The sequence below is a fragment of the Mycobacteriales bacterium genome, from assembly GCA_035504215.1.
Taxonomy (GTDB): Bacteria; Actinomycetota; Actinomycetes; order JAFAQI01; family JAFAQI01; genus DATAUK01.
The window spans coordinates 1-21,031 of record DATJSI010000056.1; the positions used below are offsets into that span (position 1 = coordinate 1).

A 21,031-nucleotide genomic window follows, 5' to 3' on the forward strand; every position below is an offset into this window, starting at 1 on the left:
TGGCGGCGCGCGAAGGTACCGGCGTCGACCTGCTGCTCGGCATCGGCGGGACACCGGAAGGCATCATCGCGGCGAGCGCGTTGAAGTGCCTCGGCGGCGTCATCCTCGGCAAGCTGTGGCCCCAGAACGACGAGGAGCGACAGAAGGCACTCGATGCCGGGCACGATCTCAACCGCGTGCTCGACACCGACGACCTCGTCCGCGGCGACAACGTCTTCTTCGTCGCGACCGGGGTCACCGACGGCGAGCTGCTCGAGGGCGTGCGCTACTTCGCCGGCGGCGCGTCCACCCACTCGCTCGTCATGCGTTCCAAGAGCGGCACGATCCGCTCGATCCACAGCGAGCACAAGCTGACCAAGCTGCGCGCTTACAGCTCGGTCGACTTCGACCACCACATCTGATCAGGTGCTGCCTGCGGGACAATGCAGGCATGAGTGAAGCGGAGTACCGGATCGAGCACGACTCCATGGGCGACGTAAAGGTCCCCAAGGATGCCCTCTGGCGGGCCCAGACCCAGCGGGCGGTCGAGAACTTCCCGCTCTCCGGCGTCACGATCGACCCCGCGCTGATCGCGGCCCTCGGCGCGATCAAGTCCGCGGCCGCCGTGGTCAACGGCGAGCTCGGCGTACTCGATCCGGAGATCGCGACGGCGATCTCGGCGGCCGCCGACGAGGTTGCCGAGGGCCGGCACGACGACGCGTTCCCGATCGACGTGTATCAGACCGGATCGGGGACGTCGTCGAACATGAACGCCAACGAGGTCGTGGCCAGCCTCGCGTCCAAGCGGCTCGGACGTGACGTGCATCCGAACGACCACGTCAACGCCTCGCAGTCTTCGAACGACGTGTTCCCCTCCGCCATTCACATCGCGGCCGTGCAGTCGATCACCGCCGAGCTGATCCCTGCACTGCGCCACCTCGAGGCCGCGCTCGCCCGCAAGTCCGACGAGTGGGGCGACGTCGTGAAGAGCGGCCGCACGCACCTTATGGACGCGACGCCGGTGACACTCGGCCAGGAGTTCAGCGGCTACGCCGCGGCGATCGGGTACGGCGTCGAACGGCTCGAGGCCTCGCTGCCGCGAATCGGCGAGCTACCACTCGGCGGCACCGCCGTGGGCACCGGGATCAACACCCCCGCCAAGTTCGCCGCCCACGTGATCCGGGTGCTCGTCGAGCGGCTCGGCCTGCCGCTGACCGAAGCACGCAACCATTTCGAAGCGCAAGGCGCACGCGACGCGCTGGTCGAGGCCAGCGGCCAGCTGCGAACGATCGCCGCCGGCCTTTACAAGCTCGCGAACGACCTGCGCTGGATGTCCTCCGGTCCGCGGGCCGGGCTGGCCGAGATCCACCTCCCGGACCTGCAGCCCGGCTCGTCGATCATGCCGGGCAAGGTCAACCCGGTCATTCCCGAAGCGGTCTGCCAGATCGTGGCGCAGGTGTACGGGAACGACGCTGCGGTCGCCTTCGGCGGAGCAGCCGGCAACCTCGAGCTGAACGTCATGCTGCCGGTGATCGCCCGCAACCTGCTGGAGTCGATCCGGCTGCTGGCGAACTGCTCGCGGCTGCTGGCCGATCGTTGCATCGACGGCATCACGGCGGATGTCGAGCGCTGCCGGACCTACGCCGAGTCCTCGCCGTCGATCGTCACGCCGCTCAACCGCTACATCGGCTACGAGAACGCTGCCAAGGCCGCGAAGCACGCGCTGGCCGAAGGCGCGACGATCCGGCAGGCCGTCATCGACCTCGGGTTCGTCGGCGACGGCGAGGGCCAGCTGACCGAGGCCGATCTCGACAAGGCCCTGGACGTTCTTTCGATGGCCTACCCCCACGGTCGCTCGGGCGGCTGACCGGCGTCCGGTACCCGGCCGGCGGGGGTTGACATATTCCTATATCGGAATACGGTCGCTCCTATGCCTCGGTCGGCGACCACCTCGGACGTGTTCAACGCGATCGCCGAGTCGCGCCGGCGCGACATCCTCGACTCGCTGGTGGCCGGCGAGAAGGCCGTCGGGACGATCGTCGAGGACCTCTCGATGTCCCAGCCTCAGGTGTCGAAGCACCTCCGCGTGCTGAGCGAGGTCGGCCTGGTCCGCTGCCGCACCGACGGGCGCCGCCGCCTCTACCGCGTGGAGCCGGCCCGCCTGCGACCGTTCCACGACTGGCTGGCCAAGTACGAACGAGCGCTGAACGCCCGGCTCGACCGCGTGGATGACTACCTCCAGGAGCTCCAACAACAAGGAGAAGCACAGTGACGCCAGCCCGGCATGGATCCGCAGTGATCGAGTTCCCGAGCGACCTCGAGATCCTCATCACGCGCGAGTTCGACGCTCCGATCCAGCTCGTCTTCGACGTGTTCACCAAACCGGAGCACGTGCGGAAGACCTTCGCGCCGTTCGGCGAAGAGGTCACGGTCTGCTCGATCGACCTGCGGGTCGGCGGCGACTACCACTACGTGATGGTGACCGACGACGGCATTGAGTGTTCGTTCCGCGGCACCTACCTCGAGATCGAGCCGCCGACCCACACCGTCGAGACGTGGAAGTTCGACGGGTGGCCCGATGCAGAGGCAGTCGAGACCATGGATCTCCGCGAGACGGATGGCGTCACGACGCTGACCTGGCGGCTGGTGTTCAGCGACCAGGCCGGCCGCGACCACATGACCAAGTACGACGGGATCGAGGCCAGCTTCGACAGCGTCGAGCGATACCTCAACACGCTGCAGGATCCGCAGGGAGCAGCGTCCAGCTAGCCGCTCGCCGATCGCATCCTCACCGCCAAGGGCGTGATCGCGGCGGTGAGGATACGGTCGGCGCATGACGGATTCAGCGGCCGCGGGTGCGGTGCCGGACATGAAGCTCGAGCTCGTGCCCGTCCCGGTATCCGACGTCGACCGCGCGCTGGCGTTCTACTTGCAGGCGGGGTTCGGCAACCTGCATGACACCCAGGTCACTCCCGACATGCGAGTCGTGCAGCTGACGCCGCCGGGTTCCGGCTGCGCCATCGTCTTCGGCACCGGCATGGGACCGATCACCGACATGACGCCTGGCTCGGTGAAGGGCCTGCACCTTGTCGTGCAGGACATCGAGGCGTCGCGTTCGGCAATGCGGTCCCGTGGCGTCGAAATCGGCGACGTCGAGGATCTCGGCGGCGTGCTCTACGCGTCGTTCACCGACCCGGACGGCAACCTGTGGTTGCTGCAGCAGTGGCCGGAGAGCTACCAGGCCTGAGTCACCGTCATCCTCGGACGGCGCGGATCCACCGACCCGCGGGATCGAGCCGGCGGTCGATCACGAGGCCGTGTCCGCGCAGCGAGTCCGCGAGCTCGTCGTCGTCGACCCGCACCGTCGTGAAGGTCTGAGTCCAGTGCCGGCCGCCGATGCGATAGGTCACGGTTGCAGACAGCAGACCTGGCCCTGGCCTGGAGATGTCGCCGAGCGAGACCTCGACACCACCCAGCGCGACGGTGGAATCGGCCGCGGTGTCGAACCACGCCGGCTCGTGCCGCTCGATCACCACGCATCCGTCGGCCGCAACGTGGCGAGCGCAGGTCGCGAGGAACCCGTCTCGTTGTGCGGTCGGCGAGTTGACCAGATGCGAGCAGAGCAACACCCCGTCGTACCGGCGACCGAGGTCGAGCGCTTCGATCCGCGCGAGGACCTGGTGCGCGCCCGTGATCCGGGCCAGCATCTGCGCTGAGTCGTCGACGGCGGTGACCTGGTAGCCACGTTCGAGCAGGGAGCGAGTCACCCGACCGGCGCCCGCCCCGAGCTCGAGCAACGACGCCGGTGGCGGCACCGCTTGCTCGATGAAAGTCGGCTCCTCGCCGGCCGGCAGCGCCGCGTAGACCTCAACCGAACAGCCGTCGGCGGTGAGATCACCCGGTCCGCTACCGACCGCCGGGGCCATCGCCGTGCTCGACGAAGGCGTGCATCCTGGCGACGCTAGCTGCCGATGTCCTCGAGCATCTCGGTGACGAGCGCCGCGATCGGCGAGCGCTCGGATCGGGTCAGTGTCACGTGCGCGAACAGCGGATGGCCCTTCAACGCCTCGATCACAGCGGCAACACCGTCGTGGCGTCCCACCCGGAGGTTGTCGCGCTGCGCCACGTCGTGGGTCAACACGACGCGGGAGTTCTGACCGATCCGCGACAGGACGGTGAGCAGCACACCGCGTTCGAGCGACTGGGCTTCGTCGACGATCACGAACGAGTCGTGCAGGCTGCGCCCGCGGATGTGCGTCAGGGGCATGACCTCGAGCAGCTCGCGGTCGATCACCTCGTCGATGACCGTGTCAGGGACCACCGCACCGAGGGTGTCGAAGACGGCCTGTGCCCAGGGCGTCATCTTGTCGGCCTCGCTGCCCGGCAGGTAACCGAGCTCCTGGCCGCCGACGGGATACAGCGGGCGGAAGACGAGCACCTTCTTGTGCTGCCGGCGTTCCAGCACCGCCTCGAGCCCGGCGCAGAGCGCGAGCGCGGACTTGCCGGTGCCCGCTCGGCCGCCGAGCGACACGATGCCGACTTCCGGGTCGAGCAAGAGGTCGAGCGCGATGCGTTGCTCCGCACTGCGGCCGTGGATCCCGAAGACCTCGCGATCCCCCCGCACGAGGCGCAGCGTCTTGTCGGCGGTGACGCGGGCGAGCGCATGGCCGCGCTCGGAGAGCAACACGACACCGGTGTGGCAGGGCAGCTCACGCGCCGCTTCGTGGTCGAGGGGGTCGCCGGCGTACAACGCGTCGACGTCATCGCCGGACACGTCGAGCTCGCTCATCCCGGTCCAGCCGGTCTCCACCTGGCCGGCGAGATACTCGTCCGCGACCAGGCCAACGCTCGCCGCCTTGATCCGCAGCGGGGTGTCCTTGCTGATCAGTACGACGTCGGTGCCGTCGGCCGCGAGGTTTGCCGCGACGGTGAGGATGCGGGCGTCGTTGTCCACCTGGCGGTAGCCGGCCGGAAGGATCGACGGATCGCTGTGGTTGAGCTCGACCCGCAGCGTGCCGCCCTCATCGTTCATCGGCACCGGAGCGTCGAGCCGGCCGTGCTTGACCCGAAGGTCGTCCAGCAGGTGCAGCGCCTGCCGCGCGAACCAGCCGAGCTCAGGGTGGTAGCGCTTCGCCTCGAGCTCCGCGATGACCACCACCGGAAGCACGACCTCGTGCTCGGCGAAGCGGTTCAGCGCAGACGGATCGGCGAGCAGGACGCTGGTGTCGAGGACGTAGACGCGCCGACGCGGCTTGCGCCGCTTGGTGGGAAGGGATGCGGCGCTCGTCACGGCTGGGGTCACGTGGCCTCCGAAGCGAGACCGGCACGTACGCCGGCCGTCTCGGCCGACGGTACGTCGGCGACGACCCCGCTCCGGCGTACGACACGCAACGGCCGAATGAAGGATCGGCGGACAGCAGTCGTGGCCGGCTCGCCGTCTCAGCGCACGTGCAGCGTGCGGACCTGCCCGGTCGGCCCGGGCCGGCGCGAAGCGTGGCCGTGGGTCGAGATCCGGACCGCACCGGCGTTGCCGAGCACGACGTCGAGACCGCCGCGCCGCACGACCACACGCTGGCCGCGATGCAGGATTCGTCTGGTCAACACGTGACCGTGCCGGCTCACCTCGACGTAGCACGAACCGTGCACGTCGCGGAGCCGAAGCGCCGGCGGAGGCACGCGATGGTGATGGTGGCGATGGCGGGCCTTGGTCGCCACCGGCGGTGCGGGCGGGTCCGGCGAGGCTGCGACGGAGGGAACCACGAGCGGCTGGCGCGGCGTCACGACCGCCTCGCGCGGTGGCTGACCCTGCGCGATGGCTCGCCCGATCTCACGCCCGAAGACCAGGCCGCCGACCGCGAGCACGGCCACGATCGCGACGGTCGGCAGCACCGCGCGCGGCCGCGACGGCGGCTTGCGATGGCGGCCGTGCTGGGCATGCGGGCGCACCGCATGCTGCTTGCGATGCCGGCCGGCCACGGTTTCATCATCCCCCGAGACCGGACAAATCCCCGGGATTCGCTCATTGCCGTCCGGCGGCGAGCCCTCCGGATCGCGGGGTCGGTTTACGCCCCGTGCCGGCGCTCGCGCTGCGCGTAGGAGCGCAGCGCACGCAGGAAGTCGATCCGCCGGAAGTCCGGCCAGAGCGCGTCACAGAAGTAGAACTCCGAGTGCGCGCTCTGCCAGAGCAGGAAGCCGCCGAGCCGTTGCTCGCCCGACGTACGGATCACGAGGTCGGGGTCGGGCTGGCCGCGGGTGTAGAGGTGGTCCGCGATGAGCTCGACGTCGAGCAGGCTCGCCACCTCTTCCAGCGACGCGCCCCGCGACGCGTGCTCCTGCAGCAGGCTGCGCACAGCGTCAGCGATCTCCCGCCGACCGCCGTAGCCGATCGCGACGTTGACCACGAGCCCGGACTTGCGGCGGGTCGTCTCGTCGGCCTCCTTCAGCACGCGCACCGTCGAGTCTCGGAGCAGGTCGAGGGCGCCCACCGGATGCACCCGCCAGGGTCGCTCGGGGGCGGCCAGGTCGGTCACGGTCGCGTCGATGATGTCGAGCAGCGGCAGCAGCTCGTTCTCGGGCCGACCGAGGTTGTCGCTGGAAAGCAACCACAACGTGACGACCTCGACACCGGCCTCGGTGCACCAGTCGAGCAGGTCGAGGATGTGGTCCGCGCCGGCCTGGTGGCCCTGGCTGACGTGGCGCGCACCCGCGGCGCGGGCCCATCGACGGTTGCCGTCGACGATGACGCCGACGTGGCGCGGCTTTGGTGCAGCCACCAACGAGCGCTCGAGTCGTCGCTCGTAGACGCGATAGATCAGCGCCCGCACGCCCATCCTGGCCGCCTCCTCGAGGTCACGGTAACGCCAGGAGTTCTGAGCGGAGGTCCCTACTTACCGAGCCGGCGCTCGAGCGTGTCGAGCTGGGCCCAGAGCTCGGCCGGCAGGTGGTCACCGAACCGCTCGTAGTGCGGATGGATCAGCGCGGCTTCCTCGCGCCACGTCTCGTCGTCGACCGACAGCAACAGCTCGACCGACTCCTCGGGCAGGTCGAGCCCGGACAGGTCGAGCGAGTCCCGCGTCGGAACCCGGCCGATCGCCGTCTCGACCGCGTCCGCCGTACCCCCGATCCGCTCACTGATCCACTTGAGCACGCGGCTGTTCTCGCCGAAACCGGGCCAGACGTACTCGCCCTTGTCGTTCTTGCGGAACCAGTTGACGAAGTAGATCCGCGGCAGCTTGTCGGTCTCCGCGCCCTCGCCCAGCCGCAGCCAGTGACCGAAGTAGTCGCCCATGTTGTAGCCGCAGAACGGCAGCATGGCGAACGGGTCGCGACGCAGCTCGCCGACCTTGTTCTCCGCCGCCGCGGTGCCTTCGGACGCGACGTTCGATGCGAGGAAGACGCCGTGCGCCCAGTCGAAGGACTCGGTCACCAGCGGAACGCTGGACGCACGCCGGCCGCCGAACAGGATCGCGTCGATCGGTACGCCGGCGGGGTCCTCCCACTCGGGCGCCATGGTCGGGCACTGCGACGCGGGCGCGGTGAAGCGGGCGTTCGGATGCGCTGCCGGCTCGTCCGAGCCGGGTGTCCAGTCGCGACCCTTCCAGTCGGTCAAGTGCGCCGGCGGGGTGTCGGTCAACCCCTCCCACCACACGTCGCCGTCGTCGGTCAACGCGACGTTGGTGAAGATGCAGTTGGCGTACAGGGTTGCGATCGCGTTCGCGTTGGTCGTCTCACCGGTGCCGGGCGCGACACCGAAAAAGCCGGCCTCCGGGTTGATCGCGTGCAAGCGGCCATCGGATCCGAACCGCATCCAGCAGATGTCGTCACCGACCGTCTCTGCCTTCCAACCGGGCAGCGTCGGCTGCAGCATCGCGAGGTTGGTCTTGCCGCACGCGCTCGGGAACGCGGCGGCAACGTAGCGGACGTCGCCTTCCGGCGAGGTGAGCTTGAGGATGAGCATGTGCTCGGCGAGCCAGCCCTCGTCACGCGCCATGACGCTCGCGATGCGCAACGCGTAGCACTTCTTCCCGAGCAGCGCGTTGCCGCCGTACCCGGAGCCGTAAGACCAAATCTCACGGCTCTCGGGGAAGTGCACGATGTACTTCTCGGAGTTGCACGGCCACGCCACGTCGGCCTGGCCCTCCTCGAGCGGGGCGCCGACCGAGTGCACGGCCGGCACGAAGAAGCCGTCGGTGCCCATCGCGTCGAGGGCTGCCTTGCCCATGCGGGTCATGATCTTCATCGAGATCACGACGTACGGCGAGTCGGTGATCTCGACGCCGAGCGCGGAGATCGGCGAGCCGAGCGGCCCCATGCAGAACGGGACGACGTACATCGTGCGGCCACGCATGCAGCCGGTGAACCGGCTGTTCAGCGTCTCCCGCATCTCGGCCGGGTCGACCCAGTTGTTCGTCGGGCCGGCATCCTCTTCCTTCGCGCTACAGATGAAGGTGCGGCTCTCGACCCTGGCGACGTCGGCGGGGTCGGACTTCGCGTAGAAGGAGTTCGGGCGCTTGTCCGGGTTGAGCCGGATGAGGGTGCCGGCGTCCACGAGCTGACGGGTGATGCGGTCCCACTCCTCTTCCGAGCCGTCGCACCACTCGACCCGATCGGGTGTGGTGAGCTCGGCGATCTCACGGACCCAGGCGACCAACCGGGCGTGCTTGGTCGGCATGGTTTCCAGGCCCGGGATCGAGACGGCAGTCATTGAACACTCCTTGGACGCTCACGTGGCGGGCATCGTCATACCCGTTAATGCACACCCGGAAAGGACACCAAGCATAACGCTTGTCCGGTAATTCCCGCCACGCGGCCGGTCATCCGCGGATTACCCAGCCGCGGCCTCCGGACCGGCGTCACGCAACCGCTCGACGTCGGCGAGCGCAGCGCGCAACTCGGCGAGCCAGTCGCCCGAGTGCTGACCGACCAGCCGCACGCACCACGCGAGCGCATGCGACCGCGACCGGGCGACCCCCGCGTCCACCAACGTGTCGAGGACGATCCGTTCCGGCTGCCGTAGCCGGGTCATCACGGGCACCGCGAGCCGCGTGAAGGCCTGCTCGGTCTCGCCGCATCGAGCGCCCCAAGCCAACTTGCGGCCGAAGCGATGCTCGGCTTCACGTGCGATCTGGATCCGCTGCTCGCGGGTCTGCTCACGGAAGCGCGCAATCCGCCCGGCGAGCGCCTCGGTCCGGGCCTCGGCATCGTCGCCTGCCGGGTTCAGCTCGCTCGCGTCGAGCTCGCCGACGACGAGGATCTCGTCGCGGTCGACCGTCACCTGCGCCGGCCCGACGAACCACTCGGCCGGCAGCCGTCCGGCCAGCCAGCCCTTGATCTGCTCGCTCATCTCGCACCTGCCTTGTCTGATTACTTGATTACACGTAATCAGACCATGGAAACGAGTGTGCGACACCGGCTGTTCGCCAAGGGCGAACAGGGTGCGCTCAGGGAAGGGCGAGCAGCTCAGACGCCGTAGCGCATGCCGTCCATCAGCAGCGCGACCAAGCGGGCCGCGTGCTCGCGCCAATCTGCACGGTCGGTGGCGAGACAGATCCCGCTGACCGCGCGCAACAGGTCCATCGGGTCGACGTCGGCGCGAATCGCGTGCGCGCGGACGCCCGCGTCGACCAGGCCGTTGACCGCTGCATGGATCCGCTGGTGGGTCTCGACGAACAGCTCCGAGTCGGCGCCGACGACGGACTTCAACGCCATCGCCATGCCGCGCTTGGTAGCGACGTACGCAACGAATCGCTGCAGCCACTCCTCGAGTGCCTGCCCCGGCGGGCACTCGACCAGCAGCTGGTCGGCCGCCTCGCACAGCTGCTCGACCTCGCGCCGATAAACCGCTTCGATCAGCGCGTCGCGAGTGGGAAAGTGGCGGTAGAGGGTGCCGATGCCCACGTCGGCGCGACGCGCGATCTCCTCGAGCGGTACGTCGATCCCCCGCTCGAAGAAGACCGCCGCGGCCTCTGCGACCAGCCGGTCGTGGTTGCGGCGGGCGTCGACGCGCATCGGCCGGGTCGTGACCATGACGTCTCCTCACCCGCGGCTCACCGAACCGCGATCCGGGGTTCACCGTGATGTCACTGGCAGCGCGTTGGATGGCGATGGTGACGGCCACGAAAACCGGTTGCCAACCGGAGGGAGCCTCCGCTACAGTAACGGAGGAACCATCCGTTTCATTCTCGATCGTACCCGCGGCGCGCAAGCGCTGCATCGAAACGCCCCGCGGCGCACGCGCGCCGGATCAGCAGTACTGCCTCTGGAGTTCTCGTGAGCACCGACCCTCGCGCCACCTCGCCGGCGCCGGCCGGGTTGCGGGCCCGACTGGCCCGCCCGCACCCGACTCTCGTGCTCGGCGTGATCCTCACCTGCCAGCTCATGGTCGTCCTCGACGCGACGATCGTGAACATTGCGCTGCCGCACATCCGGACCGCCTTGGGATTCTCGACCGCGAACCTGTCCTGGGTCGTCAACGCCTACACCCTGACCTTCGGCGGTCTGTTGCTGCTGGGCGCCCGCGCGGGTGACATCCTCGGCCGCCGCCGCACCTTCATCTGCGGCATCGCGGTGTTCACCGTCGCCTCGTTGCTGGGAGGTTTCGCGCAGAACCCGGCCGAGCTGCTCGCCGCACGTGCCGCGCAAGGCGTCGGCGGTGCGCTGGCGTCGCCGTCGGCGCTCGCCCTGCTGATGACGATGTTCACCGAGGGTCGCGAGCGCACTCGCGCGATCGGGCTCTACACGGCCGTCTCCGTCGGCGGCAGCGCGGTCGGCCTACTCGCCGGCGGCATGTTGACCCAGTGGGTCTCGTGGCGCTGGGTGCTGTTCGTCAACGTGCCGATCGGGATCGCGGTGGTCGCACTCGCGCGGATCGTCGTGCACGAGACGCCGCGCCACGAAGGCACCTTCGACCTGATCGGTGCGCTCACGTCCACGATCGGTATGGCTTCGCTGGTCTACGGCTTCGTGCGCGCGGCCACCGAGGGCTGGGGGGACAGCGAGACGCTCGCCGCGTTCGCCATCGGCGTCGTCCTGCTGAGCTGGTTCGTACTGACGGAACGACGCGCCGAGTCGCCGATCACCCCGCTTCGGCTCTTCGCCGATCGCAACCGGGCCGGCTCCTACGTGGCGCGGCTGTTGCTGGTCGCCGGGATGATGGGGATGTTCTTCTTCCTCACCCAGTTCCTGCAGAACGTGCTCGGCTACAGCCCGATCCGCACCGGCGTCGCGTTCCTGCCGATCACGGTCGTGCTGTTCGCCGCGTCGCAAGCAAGCTCGCGCGTGCTGATCGAGCGGTTCGGCCCGCGTGCGCTGATGATCGTCGGCATCGCCTTCTCAACCCTCGGGTTGCTGTGGCTGACCCGGCTCTCGGCGTCGAGCACGTACCCCTCGCTGTTGGGCCCGTTGGTGATCTTCGGGCTCGGCAACGGGCTCGCCTTCGTTCCGCTCACTACCGCGTCGCTCGCCGGTGTCGCGCCGCAGGACGCGGGCGCTGCGTCCGGCGTCGTCAACGTCGTGCAGCAGGTAGGCGGATCGCTGGGGCTCGCCGTACTCGTCACTGTTTTCGGCGAGGCCAGCCGGCACGCCCGGGCACATGCGGCCGCGGGGCTGTCCGCAGCCGCGCAGGCGAACCACGCGTTCGTCGCCGGTGCGGACCGGGTCTTCGAGTTCTCGACCGCGCTCGTGTTCGCGACCCTGCTCATGGTCGCCTTCGCGATCCGGCCGCAACGACCCACGTCCGAGCCGACCCTCGAAGAGGAGCTCGAGGACGAGCTCGAGGTGGCGGGCTCGATCAGCGCAACCGCGTCAGGCTGACCTCGACGTCGAGCGAGGCGGCGCCACCTCCGGAGTGCACGCCGCGAAGCGGCGCGACGTCGGCATAGTCGCGCCCGCGGGCCACTCCGATGTGGCGCTCGCCGATCTGCTGGTCGTTGGTCGGGTCGAAGCCCCACCACTCACCCGTCCAGGCCTCGATCCAGGCATGGCTCTCACCGCGCACGCGCTCGCCGATCGCGGCGCTCTTCTGCGAGTGCAGGTAGCCGGACACGTAACGTGCCGGCACGCCCATAGCGCGCAGGACGACCAGCGCCACGTGCGCGAAGTCCTGGCAGACACCGAGCCGGGCCTGCCAGGCCTCGGCGGCAGAGGTGTGCACGCCGGTGACACCGGACTGGTAGCTCAGCGAGTCGTGCACCCACGCAGCCGCGGCGAGAACGGCGTCGACCGGGTCGGCATGCCACGCCACCAGCTCGGCGGCGCGGGCGTCGAGCTCGTCGTCCTCCGCGGTGTATGGCGTCGGTGCGAGCAGCTCGGCGAACCGATCGCCGATCTCCGGGCGGGCGAGGTCGTCCCATCCCGCCTGCCGCACCGGCTCGTGCGCGGCTTCGGTCTCCACGACCGCCGTACTGGTCAGCTCGAGCCGGTCGTGCGGGTCGGTGATGTCGAAGGCGATGACCTGAGTTCCCCAGTAGTCCCAGTACCGGCGGGCCGGCACCACGGGCAGCGTCGCGAAGCGTGCGTTGACCGTCGACTGGTGCAGGTCGGTGGTCGGGGTCATCCGCGCCTCGTTGTACGACGACTGCACCGGCGTCTCGTACCGGTAGACGGTGCGGTGCACGGCCTCGAGCTGCCAGGTCACGACGACGCCCCGGCTACCCACTCAACGGTCGCGGATCCACGGAAGAACCGCTCGTGCACCGCGCCGGTCACGGTCACGCAGGCGCGCTGGATCTCGTCCAGCCGGTCGGCAAGACCGGTCGCGATGTCCGCGGCGCGGGTGAACTCCAGATCGGTACGGGTCCGCCCGAGGGCGAGCAGCCCGGCGTCCGCGACGCCCAGCCTCGAACCCGACGCCGGGATCAGCTCGAGCAAGCGGCGCTCGGCCGTCGAGACCGCGGCGTAGACCGAACGCGGGAAGAGCCGGTCCAGCAACAGGAACTCGGTCGCGTGCGGCGCGTCGATGTTTCCCCGATAGGTCCGCAGGAACGACTCGTAGGCGCCGCAGCTGCGCAGCAGCGCGCTGCCCGAGCTGGAGCTGTCGTCGACGACCTGGTACAGCGACAGCGCTCGCACCGTCATGTCGGCACGTTCGATGCTCCGGCCGAGGACGAGAAAGCGCCAGCCGTCGTCGTGGCTCATCGTGCCGTCGACCAGACCTGAGACCAGCGCGGCTCGCTCCTTGACGAAGTTGAAGTACGTCGTCGGGCTGCCGCGCCGGGCCCGCGCGCGCTGTGCCGGCAGCTCGTTGTGGGTCGTGTTGAGGCAGAGCCACATCTCGGAGGAGATGACCTCTCGCACGGTTCGGGCGTTCTCCCGGGCGCCTTCCAGCGAGCTCCAGACCGGGCTGGCCGGGTCGTAGGCAAGCCGGTCCAGAACCACCTCGGTCGTGAAGGACTCGGTGTCGAGGTCGTCGGTGATCCCGATGACGGACAGCAAGGTGCGACACGCCTCGACATCACTGGCCGAGGACTCCTCGAGCAACAGGCCGACGGAGACCTCGAGCATGCGCGCAACGTCCTCCGCGCGCTCGACCAGTCGTCCGATCCAGAACAGCGACTCGGCGACCCGGCTGAGCATCAGTCCGCGTCCAGCTGTTGCTGCTGCTGCTGGGCCTGGCCGACGTGCGGCGCGACCGCCGGAACCCCGACGTGCAGCGGGCCGCCCGAGGCCGGCCGGCCGAGCTCCGCCCGCCGTTCGACCACGTCGGCCGCCGAGCTGAGCACCCAGGTGTCCTTGGATCCGCCGCCCTGGCTGGAGTTGACCACCAGGCTGCCGTCGACCAGTGCGACCCGGGTCAACCCGCCCGGCAGCACCCACACCCGATGCCCGTCGTTCACGGCGAACGGGCGGAGGTCGAGATGACGGGGGACGAGCTCGCCGTCGACGAGCGTCGGCGCGGTCGACAACGGCACGACCGGCTGGGCGATCCAGCGGCGCGGCTCGGCGAGCACGTCGCGGCGCAGCTTCGCCAGCTGTCGCTCGGTCGCGCTCGGTCCGATCACCAGGCCATAGCCACCGGAGCCGTCCACCGGCTTGAGCACCAGCTCGTCGAGATGGTCGAGAACGTGCGCCCGGGCGTCCGGCTCCTCGAGCCGGTAGGTGTCGACATTGCGCAGCAACGGAGTCTCGCCGAGGTAGTACTCCACCATCGCCGGCACGTAGGTGTAGGTGAGCTTGTCGTCGGCGACGCCGTTGCCGACGGCGTTGGCAATCGTCACGGTGCCCGCGCGAGCGGCGCCGAGAATGCCGGGGATGCCGATCACCGAGTCGGGGCGGAAGTGCACGGGATCGAGGTAGTCGTCGTCGATCCTTCGATAGACCACGTCGACGCGCTGCTCGCCTTCCGTCGTACGCAGGTAGACCACGCCATTGCGCGTGACGAGGTCGCGACCCTCGACCAGCTCCACGCCCATCTGCCTGGCGAGTAGTGAGTGCTCGAAGTACGCCGAGTTGTAGGCGCCGGGAGTGAGGACGACGACCATCGGGTCGGTGACGCCGTCCGGCGCCGCCGCGCGGAGAGCAGCAAGCAGTCGAGACGGGTAGCTGGACACGCGACGCACGCGCTCGCCGCCGAACAGATCCGGCAGCACCCGCGCCATCGTGCGCCGGTTCTCGAGCACGTAGCTCACGCCGGACGGCGTCCGCAGGTTGTCCTCGAGCACGCGTAGCTCTCCGGCCGCGTCACGCACCAGGTCGATCCCGCCGACGTGCACACGTACGCCGTTCGCCGGCTCCACGCCGTAGGCCGCGCGGTGGAAGTGCTGTGAGGTCGTGATCAGCCGCCGTGGGAGCACGCCGTCGCCGAACCCGCGCCCTTCGCCGTAGACGTCCGCGAGAAACGCCTCCAGGGCTCGCACGCGTTGGGCGACACCCCGCTCGATCAGGTCCCACTCCTCGGTCGTGATCAGGCGCGGAACGACGTCGACGGGGAACGGCCGCTCCTCGCCCGACAGCGAGAACGTGACGCCCGCGTCGGTGAAGGCGGTCGAAAGCGCACCGCGGCGCGCAGCCAGATCGGTGAGCGAGAGCGACTCGAGCGCGGTCATCACCGAGCGGTACGCCGGCCGCAGCGAACCGTCGGCGGCGAACACCTCGTCGTAGGCGCCGGTGGCGCGCTGCTTGTCGAGGTAGGCCGCCAGCAGGTCACTCATGCGAGCGCCAAGCCGTCGGCCATGCAGGAAGGTTAGAGCCCGGCGCTGCCGTTGGTAGTCTCTGCGGCTCGCCGCGCTCCGACCCGGGTCGCAAGGGTGGCCGGATCGGTTGTCGGTGCGTCGCACACGAAGCCTCGGCAGACGTACGCCGCCCCCGGCGGGCGGTCGACCAGCAGCGGAGACTGCCCATCGGTGACCACGACCGCGCCGGGCGAGGTGGCGCAGCGCGCCAGCGCGGCAAGCTCCGGTGCCGCCACGACGGCGATCTCCAGCGGACCGGCCAGCAGGGCCTCGCTCACTGCCGCCGACCACCCCGCGAAGCGGGGGAAGCGCCGGATGAGCGCGGCGGCGTGGCCGAGTGCGACGCCCGCACGTTCCCGAAGGTCGGCGTCGCCGGTCAGCGCGGATGCGGTCAGCATCGCGCCGACCACGGCCGAGAAGCCGGACGGCGTCGCGCCGTCGGTCGGATCCTGGGGCCGGCGTACCAGCCGCTGCGCGTCGTCCGCCGTGTCGAAGAACCGGCCGTCCTCGTCCGCGAAGTGTGCGGTCGCGACGCCGAGCAGCTGCAGTGCGATGTCCAGCCACTGACGCTCCCCGGACACCTGATGGAGCGTGAGCAACCCCTCGGCGAGGTCGCCGTAGTCCTCGAGCACACCCACCGGGTCACCGACCGAACCGTCCCGCGACACGCGCCGCAGCCGCCCCTCGACGAGATGACGCTCGACCAGCATCTGTGCACAGCTTCGCGCGGTCTCTACCAGGTCGGCGCGCCCGAAAAGAGCTCCGGTCTCGGCGAGCGCCGCGATGGCCAGACCGTTCCAGGCGGTGACGACCTTGTCGTCACGGCCGGGCGGCACGCGAGTGATCCGGAGCGCCAGCAGCCGGGCTCGCTCGGCGGCGTACTCGTCGTGATCCTGCGGGTCGGCGCGAAGCTGAGGAACCGATCGGCCGTGCTCGAAGGTGCCATCGACCGTGACGCCGAAGATCTCCGCCGCACGTAAGCCGACCTCGTCGGGCGTCCATACGTAGTAACGGCCTTCTTCGCCATCGCTGTCGGCGTCGAGTGACGAAGCGAAACCGCCGTCGCCGGTCAGCAGGTCCGCGATCATCCAGTCGCAGGTCTCGAGGGCGATCCGGCGACCGAGCGGCGAACCGCTCAATCGCCACCAGTGTGCATAGACGCGGGCAAGCAACGCGTTGTCGTACAGCATCTTTTCAAAATGCGGGACGACCCACTCGGCATCGACCGAGTAGCGGGCGAACCCGCCGGCGAGCTGGTCGTACATGCCACCTCGCGCCATCCGCTCACAGGTGATCGCAACGATCTGCTCGCTGCGCGCGGATCCAGTGCGGGCGGCATGGCGAAGCAGGAACTCCAACGTCATCGAAGGCGGGAACTGCGGTGCGCCGCCGAAGCCGCCAGTGGAGTCGTTGTGCTCCTGCGAGAGCACGAGCGCGGCGGCGTCGAGCACCTCGGCGGTGATCTCACCGGAACGCAGCGGCGGGGTCGCTCGCTCGGCCAGCTGGTCGACCACGCGCGTGCCGGCCTGGACGATCTCCTCGCGCCTGGTGGACCAGGCTTCGACGATCGCCTCGAGCACGTGCCGGAACGACGGCATCCCGGGCCGGTCGCGCGGCGGGAAGTAGGTTCCGCAGAAGAACGGCTCGCCGGTGGGCGTGAGGATGCACGTCATCGGCCAGCCCCCGCTGCCGGTCATCGCCTGCGTCGCCTCCATGTAGACGGCGTCGACGTCCGGCCGCTCTTCACGGTCGACCTTGATGCACACGAAGTGCTCGTTCAGGTACGCCGCAGTTGCCTCGTCCTCGAACGACTCGTGTGCCATCACGTGACACCAATGGCACGCGGCGTAGCCGACGCTCAGCAGGATCGGCAGTTCACGACGTACCGCAGCGGCGAACGCGTCGTCGGACCACGGCCACCAGTCGACCGGATTGTCCTTGTGCTGCAACAGATACGGACTCGTCGCAGAGGCAAGGCGGTTAGCCATGAGTCGACTCTAGAGGCTGGTCCGAGGCGCATATCTCTGCACGCTTCTGCACACAACCAGGTCGGTTGACTCGTCGTGTGAGCCGATCTCACGCTCAACGGGCTCGCACCGCAGCCCGGTTGGGTGCTGAAACGGGCGGCCGGCCGGTGTGCGCGCGTTACGGTTCGGCTTGGCGCTGGATGAACTCGGCCATGCCCGGAACGGTGAAGGCGATCACGCCGTGCTCCGGCGCGTAGATGAGGCCTTTCGAGATCAGGCTCGCTCGCGCCGGGCCGAAGCTGGTCGGTGCCCGGCCGAGGCGGCGAGCCACTTCGCTCGAGCTCGCCGCAAGGTCACCATCGACGGCGAGGGCGCGCATGTACTGCTGCTCGGCGCGCGTCGCGCGGTCCCAGCGCGCGCGGAAGAAGCCGTCGTCGAGCGCCGCGCGGCCGCGGGCTGCGCCGACGCGCGCGTCGGCCAGCGTGACGTGCGGCTCGGCCGCTTCCGCCCACGTCTCCTGGCCGTACTGCTGCAGGAAGTACGGATAGCCCGCCGCCGCGCGCAGGATGAGGTCGACAGCGTCCTGATCCCAGCTGACACCCTCGGCGACCGATGGTTCGACCAGCGCTTCACGAGCGAGTTCCGGTGCCAGCTCTTCGATCCGCATGAAGCGGAACAGCCGTTCGGCGTAGGACTTCGCCTCGGCGAGGACGCGCGGCAGGTTGGGCAGTCCGGCGAGAGCGAACAGGCACGGCCATGAGTTCTGGCTCGCGAGGTGGGCCGTCGCGCAGATCGCGGTGAGCTCGTCGGCGGTCAGGTCCTGAGCCTCGTCGATGAGGACCGCAAGGCCGACGCCCTCCTCGGCCGCAGCGGCGGAAAGGTCGCGCACGAGCTTGGTCAGGTCGGTCTCGAACGATCCGGTGTCCGCACCGCCGCCCGCGCTCTCCGTCAGGTCCAGGCCGAAACTCCACGTCCCGGTGGCATCGACGGAGGCACGGAAGCTCAGCGCAGTCTTCAGGCCCTGCAGCAGCCGCTTGCCGGCACTGGGCCGGGCCAGATCGGACAGCGGCGCGTGCAGCGCATCGGCAAGGGCGGCACGCAGCGGCTTGCCCGCCCCTGCCTCGACCTGCGCGGTGATCCACCCGCTGGCGGATGCCTCTCGATGGAACACGCTGAGCAGAACGGTCTTGCCCACCCCGCGAAGGCCGTAGAGGACGCAGGGCCGGGCCGAGCGCCCGATCTGAAGGCGCTGGACCGCTACCCGCCACTCGAGCAGCTCGGCGTCGCGGCCGACCAAGGCGGCCGGGATCCGGCCGGCGCCCGGCGCATACGGGTTCCGCACCGGGTCCATGTCAGGATTCTAGCAATGTCTAGGCTGATCTAGCGTTTTACTATTGCAACGTAGAAATCCGTAGACCCGCGGTACGACGAGGCCAGGCGACCGGCGTGCGGCGGTCGCCGTCGGGCTCAGACGGGCGCCGGTCCGACGACCGGGTTCCACTCGCGAACCGCGGCAACCGTGACGCCCGGCGTGGAGTAGAAGGGGTCCGCGGCCATGATCTCGCGGGCTTCGGCTTCCCCGGTGGTGAGAACGATCAGCGCGCCGGAGTCGTCCGACCACGGGCCGGCCGCCAGCAGCCGCCCTTCGGCGTGGAGCGCGGCGAGCCGGTCTCGGTGAGCCGGACGGGCGTCCAGACGGGCCTGAGACTCATTGAAGGACAACTGGATACAGATCATGCGGCTGACGATAGGTCGGCTCGTTCCGTCCGCAGCAACCGCAGCCGCCTTCACCGCCGGCAGCGGTCACGTCGACGCGGACTCCGTCGGCGCCGCCGAGGTCGAGGTCGATGAGGTCAGGTCGTAGACCGTCGTACCGCCGATCGTGGTCGAGGTGAAGTGCGACTCGACCCATCGGGTGATCTCGGTGGCGTCGCCGCTGCCGCCCTGCGCGGCACCGAACCCGCCCGATTCGCTGGCGATGAAGTAGTGGATGTCACCGGCCCGGACGTAGGCCTCGAACTGCGCCAGCGTGGGCGAGGGATCGGTGCCGTTGAAACCACCGATCGCCATGACCGGCTCGTCGGCCGCCAGCTGGTAGCCCGACGCGTTCTCTGCACCGACGGTGGCGGCAACCCAGCGGTACGACGAGGCGTTCGCCTTGAGCGCACTGGTCAAGGCACGACTGACCGAGCCGGCGTTCAGCAGGCCGCCACCGCCCTGAGTCGGCGAAGCGCCGAAGCCGCCGCGACCGAAGCCGTTGCCGCTCGAGCCCTGGCCACCGGTCGTGAAGCCGGGCGGACTGCCCTGCGCACCGAACCCCCCGGTGCCCCGGCCGGCGAAGCCCGGCGCCGCGAGGCCCGGTCCCTGCGAGCTTCTGGCCTGCGAGCCACCCGGTCCTCGGCCGGCGCCGCCGCCCGGGCCGCCGAACGCGGCCGTCGTCACGGTCGGCCCGGCTGACGGGATCGCGCCGTCGTGCGGAGTCGCGGCGGTGTCGAGGGAGTACGCGACCGGCCCGGCGAGCGCGACGACCAGAGCAGCGCCCGCAATGGCCCGCCCGACCGAAGCTCGCCGCACGACGATCGGAGGCAGAAGCAACGCCGCGGCGGCAAGGATCCCGGCCACCAGTACGAAGCCGCGTAGCCACGGATGCCACGACGGGCTGCGGGCAAGCAGCTGATGCGACCAGATCGCGGTGACCGCGACTGTCGCCGCGAGCAGACCTCGACACCACACGCTTTCGCGAGAACGCCACAGTGCGGTCGCGCCGATGCCGACCAGCGCACCGATCGCAGGTGCCAGCGCAACCGTGTAGTAGGGGTGGATGATCCCCTTGCTGAACGAGAAGACCAGACCGGTCACGAGCAGCCAGCTCAGCCACAGCAGGATCTGCGCGCGCCGTTGCGAGCTGCGCTCGGTACGGCGGACCGCCCACCATGCGCCGGCAGCGAGCAGCAACGCGGCCGGGATCAGCCACGACACCTGACCACCCATGTCAGCCCCGAACAGCCTGGTGATGCCGGTCGCTCCCCACATCCCGCCGCCGGTGCCACCACCACCGCCGCCGACGCTGCCGGTCTCGTTGCCGGTCAAGCGGCCGAGTCCGTTGTAGCCGAACGCCAGCTGCAGTACCGAGTCGTTGGTGGATCCGCCGACATACGGCCGGTCCGCCGCCGGCGTCAGCATCACCGCCGCGACCCACCATCCGGCCGCGACCACGACGGCAACGCCCGCGGCGAGCAGCTGAAGCACCCGTCGCCGCAGCGACGTGCGCGCGTACGCGAGGTACACCAACGCGAAGCCGGGCAGGATCAGGAACGCCTGGAGCATCTTGGTGATGAAGCCGAAACCGATGAAGACGCCGGCCAGCACGAGCCAGCGCGTGCTCGCCGACTCGAGTGCACGAGTGACCGCATAGGCCGCAGCGACCAGCAGCAGCACGAGCAGCGCGTCCGGGTTGTTGAAGCGGAACATCAGCGTCGCGACCGGCGTCGTCGCCAGCACCACGCCGGCGAGCAACCCGGCCGTCGCGGAGAAGTGCCGCCGTACCGTCGCGTAGAGCAAGCCGACCGCCGCGACTCCTTCAACGGCCTGCGGCACAAGGATGCTCCAGGCGTTGACGCCGAACATTCGCGCGGACAGCTCCATCACCCACAACGCAGCCGGTGGTTTGTCGACGGTGATGAAGCTCGACGAGTCGAACGAGCCGAAGAAGAACGCCTTCCAGCTCGTCGCGCCCGCCTGCACGGCGGCGGAGTAGAAGCTGTTCGCCCAGCCGGACGCGCCGAGGCCCCACACATAGAGCACCGCAGTCGTTACGAGCAGCGCGAGCAGGCTTGGTCGCACCCACGCAGGATCGTCCGTGCGACCACGAACGGCGCGGCGCCACCAGGGTTGCCGGCCCGCTATGTCACCGGATTG

Annotated in this window: 20 protein-coding genes; 6 read left to right on the forward strand and 14 right to left on the reverse strand. The window is 69.6% G+C overall.

Going from position 1 to position 21,031, the window contains the following annotated elements:
• From VME70_07075 to VME70_07095, 5 genes are all read left to right on the forward strand, one after another.
• Nucleotides 1-401: fructose-bisphosphatase class II (locus VME70_07075; protein HTW19956.1), on the forward strand; the 401-nt coding region annotated here is incomplete at its 5' end.
• 29 nt (nucleotides 402-430) lie between these two features.
• Complete coding sequence (locus tag VME70_07080) at nucleotides 431-1,846, forward strand: class II fumarate hydratase (GenBank protein ID HTW19957.1); 1,416 nt, start codon at nucleotides 431-433, stop codon at nucleotides 1,844-1,846.
• Nucleotides 1,847-1,909: 63 nt separating this feature from the next.
• Nucleotides 1,910-2,251, forward strand: coding sequence for a metalloregulator ArsR/SmtB family transcription factor (locus VME70_07085; GenBank protein HTW19958.1), 342 nt, complete (start codon nucleotides 1,910-1,912; stop codon nucleotides 2,249-2,251).
• A gap of 23 nt (nucleotides 2,252-2,274) precedes the next feature.
• Nucleotides 2,275-2,748, forward strand: coding sequence for an SRPBCC domain-containing protein (locus tag VME70_07090; protein ID HTW19959.1), 474 nt, complete (start codon nucleotides 2,275-2,277; stop codon nucleotides 2,746-2,748).
• Nucleotides 2,749-2,812: 64 nt separating this feature from the next.
• Nucleotides 2,813-3,226, forward strand: coding sequence for a VOC family protein (locus VME70_07095; GenBank protein ID HTW19960.1), 414 nt, complete (start codon nucleotides 2,813-2,815; stop codon nucleotides 3,224-3,226).
• 7 nt (nucleotides 3,227-3,233) lie between these two features.
• Here the strand turns inward: VME70_07095 and VME70_07100 are convergent, their stop codons facing one another.
• The 7 genes from VME70_07100 to VME70_07130 form a co-directional block, all read right to left on the reverse strand.
• Nucleotides 3,234-3,905 (reverse strand): class I SAM-dependent methyltransferase, encoded by a 672-nt coding sequence (locus VME70_07100; GenBank protein HTW19961.1) that lies wholly within the window; start codon nucleotides 3,903-3,905, stop codon nucleotides 3,234-3,236.
• A 35-nt stretch (nucleotides 3,906-3,940) separates the two neighbouring features.
• Nucleotides 3,941-5,269, reverse strand: a complete 1,329-nt coding sequence (locus tag VME70_07105; protein HTW19962.1) for a PhoH family protein — start codon at nucleotides 5,267-5,269, stop codon at nucleotides 3,941-3,943.
• Nucleotides 5,270-5,418: 149 nt separating this feature from the next.
• Nucleotides 5,419-5,955, reverse strand: a complete 537-nt coding sequence (locus VME70_07110; GenBank protein ID HTW19963.1) for a RodZ domain-containing protein — start codon at nucleotides 5,953-5,955, stop codon at nucleotides 5,419-5,421.
• Between the two features lie 86 nt (nucleotides 5,956-6,041).
• Nucleotides 6,042-6,809 (reverse strand): isoprenyl transferase, encoded by a 768-nt coding sequence (locus tag VME70_07115; GenBank protein HTW19964.1) that lies wholly within the window; start codon nucleotides 6,807-6,809, stop codon nucleotides 6,042-6,044.
• A 53-nt stretch (nucleotides 6,810-6,862) separates the two neighbouring features.
• A complete protein-coding gene (locus VME70_07120; protein ID HTW19965.1) occupies nucleotides 6,863-8,683 on the reverse strand; it encodes a phosphoenolpyruvate carboxykinase (GTP) in 1,821 nt (606 codons plus the stop codon).
• A 120-nt stretch (nucleotides 8,684-8,803) separates the two neighbouring features.
• A complete protein-coding gene (locus tag VME70_07125) occupies nucleotides 8,804-9,322 on the reverse strand; it encodes a hypothetical protein (GenBank protein HTW19966.1) in 519 nt (172 codons plus the stop codon).
• Between the two features lie 116 nt (nucleotides 9,323-9,438).
• Nucleotides 9,439-10,005, reverse strand: a complete 567-nt coding sequence (locus VME70_07130) for a helix-turn-helix domain-containing protein (GenBank protein ID HTW19967.1) — start codon at nucleotides 10,003-10,005, stop codon at nucleotides 9,439-9,441.
• Between the two features lie 243 nt (nucleotides 10,006-10,248).
• Between VME70_07130 and VME70_07135 the strand changes: the two genes are divergently transcribed.
• The gene (locus VME70_07135) at nucleotides 10,249-11,790 is read left to right on the forward strand and encodes an MFS transporter (GenBank protein HTW19968.1); all 1,542 of its coding nucleotides are present in this window, start codon (nucleotides 10,249-10,251) and stop codon (nucleotides 11,788-11,790) included.
• Here the strand turns inward: VME70_07135 and VME70_07140 are convergent.
• The 7 genes from VME70_07140 to VME70_07170 form a co-directional block, all read right to left on the reverse strand.
• Nucleotides 11,768-12,613, reverse strand: coding sequence for a transglutaminase family protein (locus tag VME70_07140; protein HTW19969.1), 846 nt, complete (start codon nucleotides 12,611-12,613; stop codon nucleotides 11,768-11,770). The genes VME70_07135 and VME70_07140 overlap by 23 nt on opposite strands.
• On the reverse strand, nucleotides 12,610-13,551 hold the full coding sequence (locus VME70_07145; protein HTW19970.1) for an alpha-E domain-containing protein: 942 nt from the start codon (nucleotides 13,549-13,551) through the stop codon (nucleotides 12,610-12,612). Before VME70_07145 ends, VME70_07140 begins: the two co-directional genes overlap by 4 nt.
• A complete protein-coding gene (locus VME70_07150; protein HTW19971.1) occupies nucleotides 13,551-15,125 on the reverse strand; it encodes a circularly permuted type 2 ATP-grasp protein in 1,575 nt (524 codons plus the stop codon). The genes VME70_07145 and VME70_07150 overlap by 1 nt, the downstream gene beginning before the upstream one ends.
• Before the next feature lie 32 nt (nucleotides 15,126-15,157).
• Nucleotides 15,158-17,134 (reverse strand): thioredoxin domain-containing protein, encoded by a 1,977-nt coding sequence (locus VME70_07155; protein ID HTW19972.1) that lies wholly within the window; start codon nucleotides 17,132-17,134, stop codon nucleotides 15,158-15,160.
• A 157-nt stretch (nucleotides 17,135-17,291) separates the two neighbouring features.
• Nucleotides 17,292-18,464: an ATP-binding protein gene (locus VME70_07160; GenBank protein HTW19973.1), complete on the reverse strand. Its 1,173-nt coding sequence runs from the start codon at nucleotides 18,462-18,464 to the stop codon at nucleotides 17,292-17,294.
• A 116-nt stretch (nucleotides 18,465-18,580) separates the two neighbouring features.
• Nucleotides 18,581-18,850, reverse strand: coding sequence for a YciI family protein (locus tag VME70_07165; GenBank protein ID HTW19974.1), 270 nt, complete (start codon nucleotides 18,848-18,850; stop codon nucleotides 18,581-18,583).
• Between the two features lie 66 nt (nucleotides 18,851-18,916).
• Nucleotides 18,917-20,956 (reverse strand): glycosyltransferase family 39 protein, encoded by a 2,040-nt coding sequence (locus VME70_07170; protein ID HTW19975.1) that lies wholly within the window; start codon nucleotides 20,954-20,956, stop codon nucleotides 18,917-18,919.
• Nucleotides 20,957-21,031: the final 75 nt, after the last annotated feature.

Coding starts and splice junctions, on each gene's coding strand:
- VME70_07150 (HTW19971.1), bottom strand. CDS start 15,125: ATGAGTGACCTGCTGGCGGCCTACCTCGACAAGCAGCGCGCCACCGGC.
- VME70_07145 (HTW19970.1), bottom strand. CDS start 13,551: ATGCTCAGCCGGGTCGCCGAGTCGCTGTTCTGGATCGGACGACTGGTC.
- VME70_07115 (HTW19964.1), bottom strand. CDS start 6,809: ATGGGCGTGCGGGCGCTGATCTATCGCGTCTACGAGCGACGACTCGAG.
- VME70_07100 (HTW19961.1), bottom strand. CDS start 3,905: ATGGCCCCGGCGGTCGGTAGCGGACCGGGTGATCTCACCGCCGACGGC.
- VME70_07155 (HTW19972.1), bottom strand. CDS start 17,134: ATGGCTAACCGCCTTGCCTCTGCGACGAGTCCGTATCTGTTGCAGCAC.
- VME70_07125 (HTW19966.1), bottom strand. CDS start 9,322: ATGAGCGAGCAGATCAAGGGCTGGCTGGCCGGACGGCTGCCGGCCGAG.
- VME70_07085 (HTW19958.1), top strand. CDS start 1,910: ATGCCTCGGTCGGCGACCACCTCGGACGTGTTCAACGCGATCGCCGAG.
- VME70_07165 (HTW19974.1), bottom strand. CDS start 18,850: ATGATCTGTATCCAGTTGTCCTTCAATGAGTCTCAGGCCCGTCTGGAC.
- VME70_07130 (HTW19967.1), bottom strand. CDS start 10,005: ATGGTCACGACCCGGCCGATGCGCGTCGACGCCCGCCGCAACCACGAC.
- VME70_07080 (HTW19957.1), top strand. CDS start 431: ATGAGTGAAGCGGAGTACCGGATCGAGCACGACTCCATGGGCGACGTA.
- VME70_07160 (HTW19973.1), bottom strand. CDS start 18,464: ATGGACCCGGTGCGGAACCCGTATGCGCCGGGCGCCGGCCGGATCCCG.
- VME70_07095 (HTW19960.1), top strand. CDS start 2,813: ATGACGGATTCAGCGGCCGCGGGTGCGGTGCCGGACATGAAGCTCGAG.
- VME70_07120 (HTW19965.1), bottom strand. CDS start 8,683: ATGACTGCCGTCTCGATCCCGGGCCTGGAAACCATGCCGACCAAGCAC.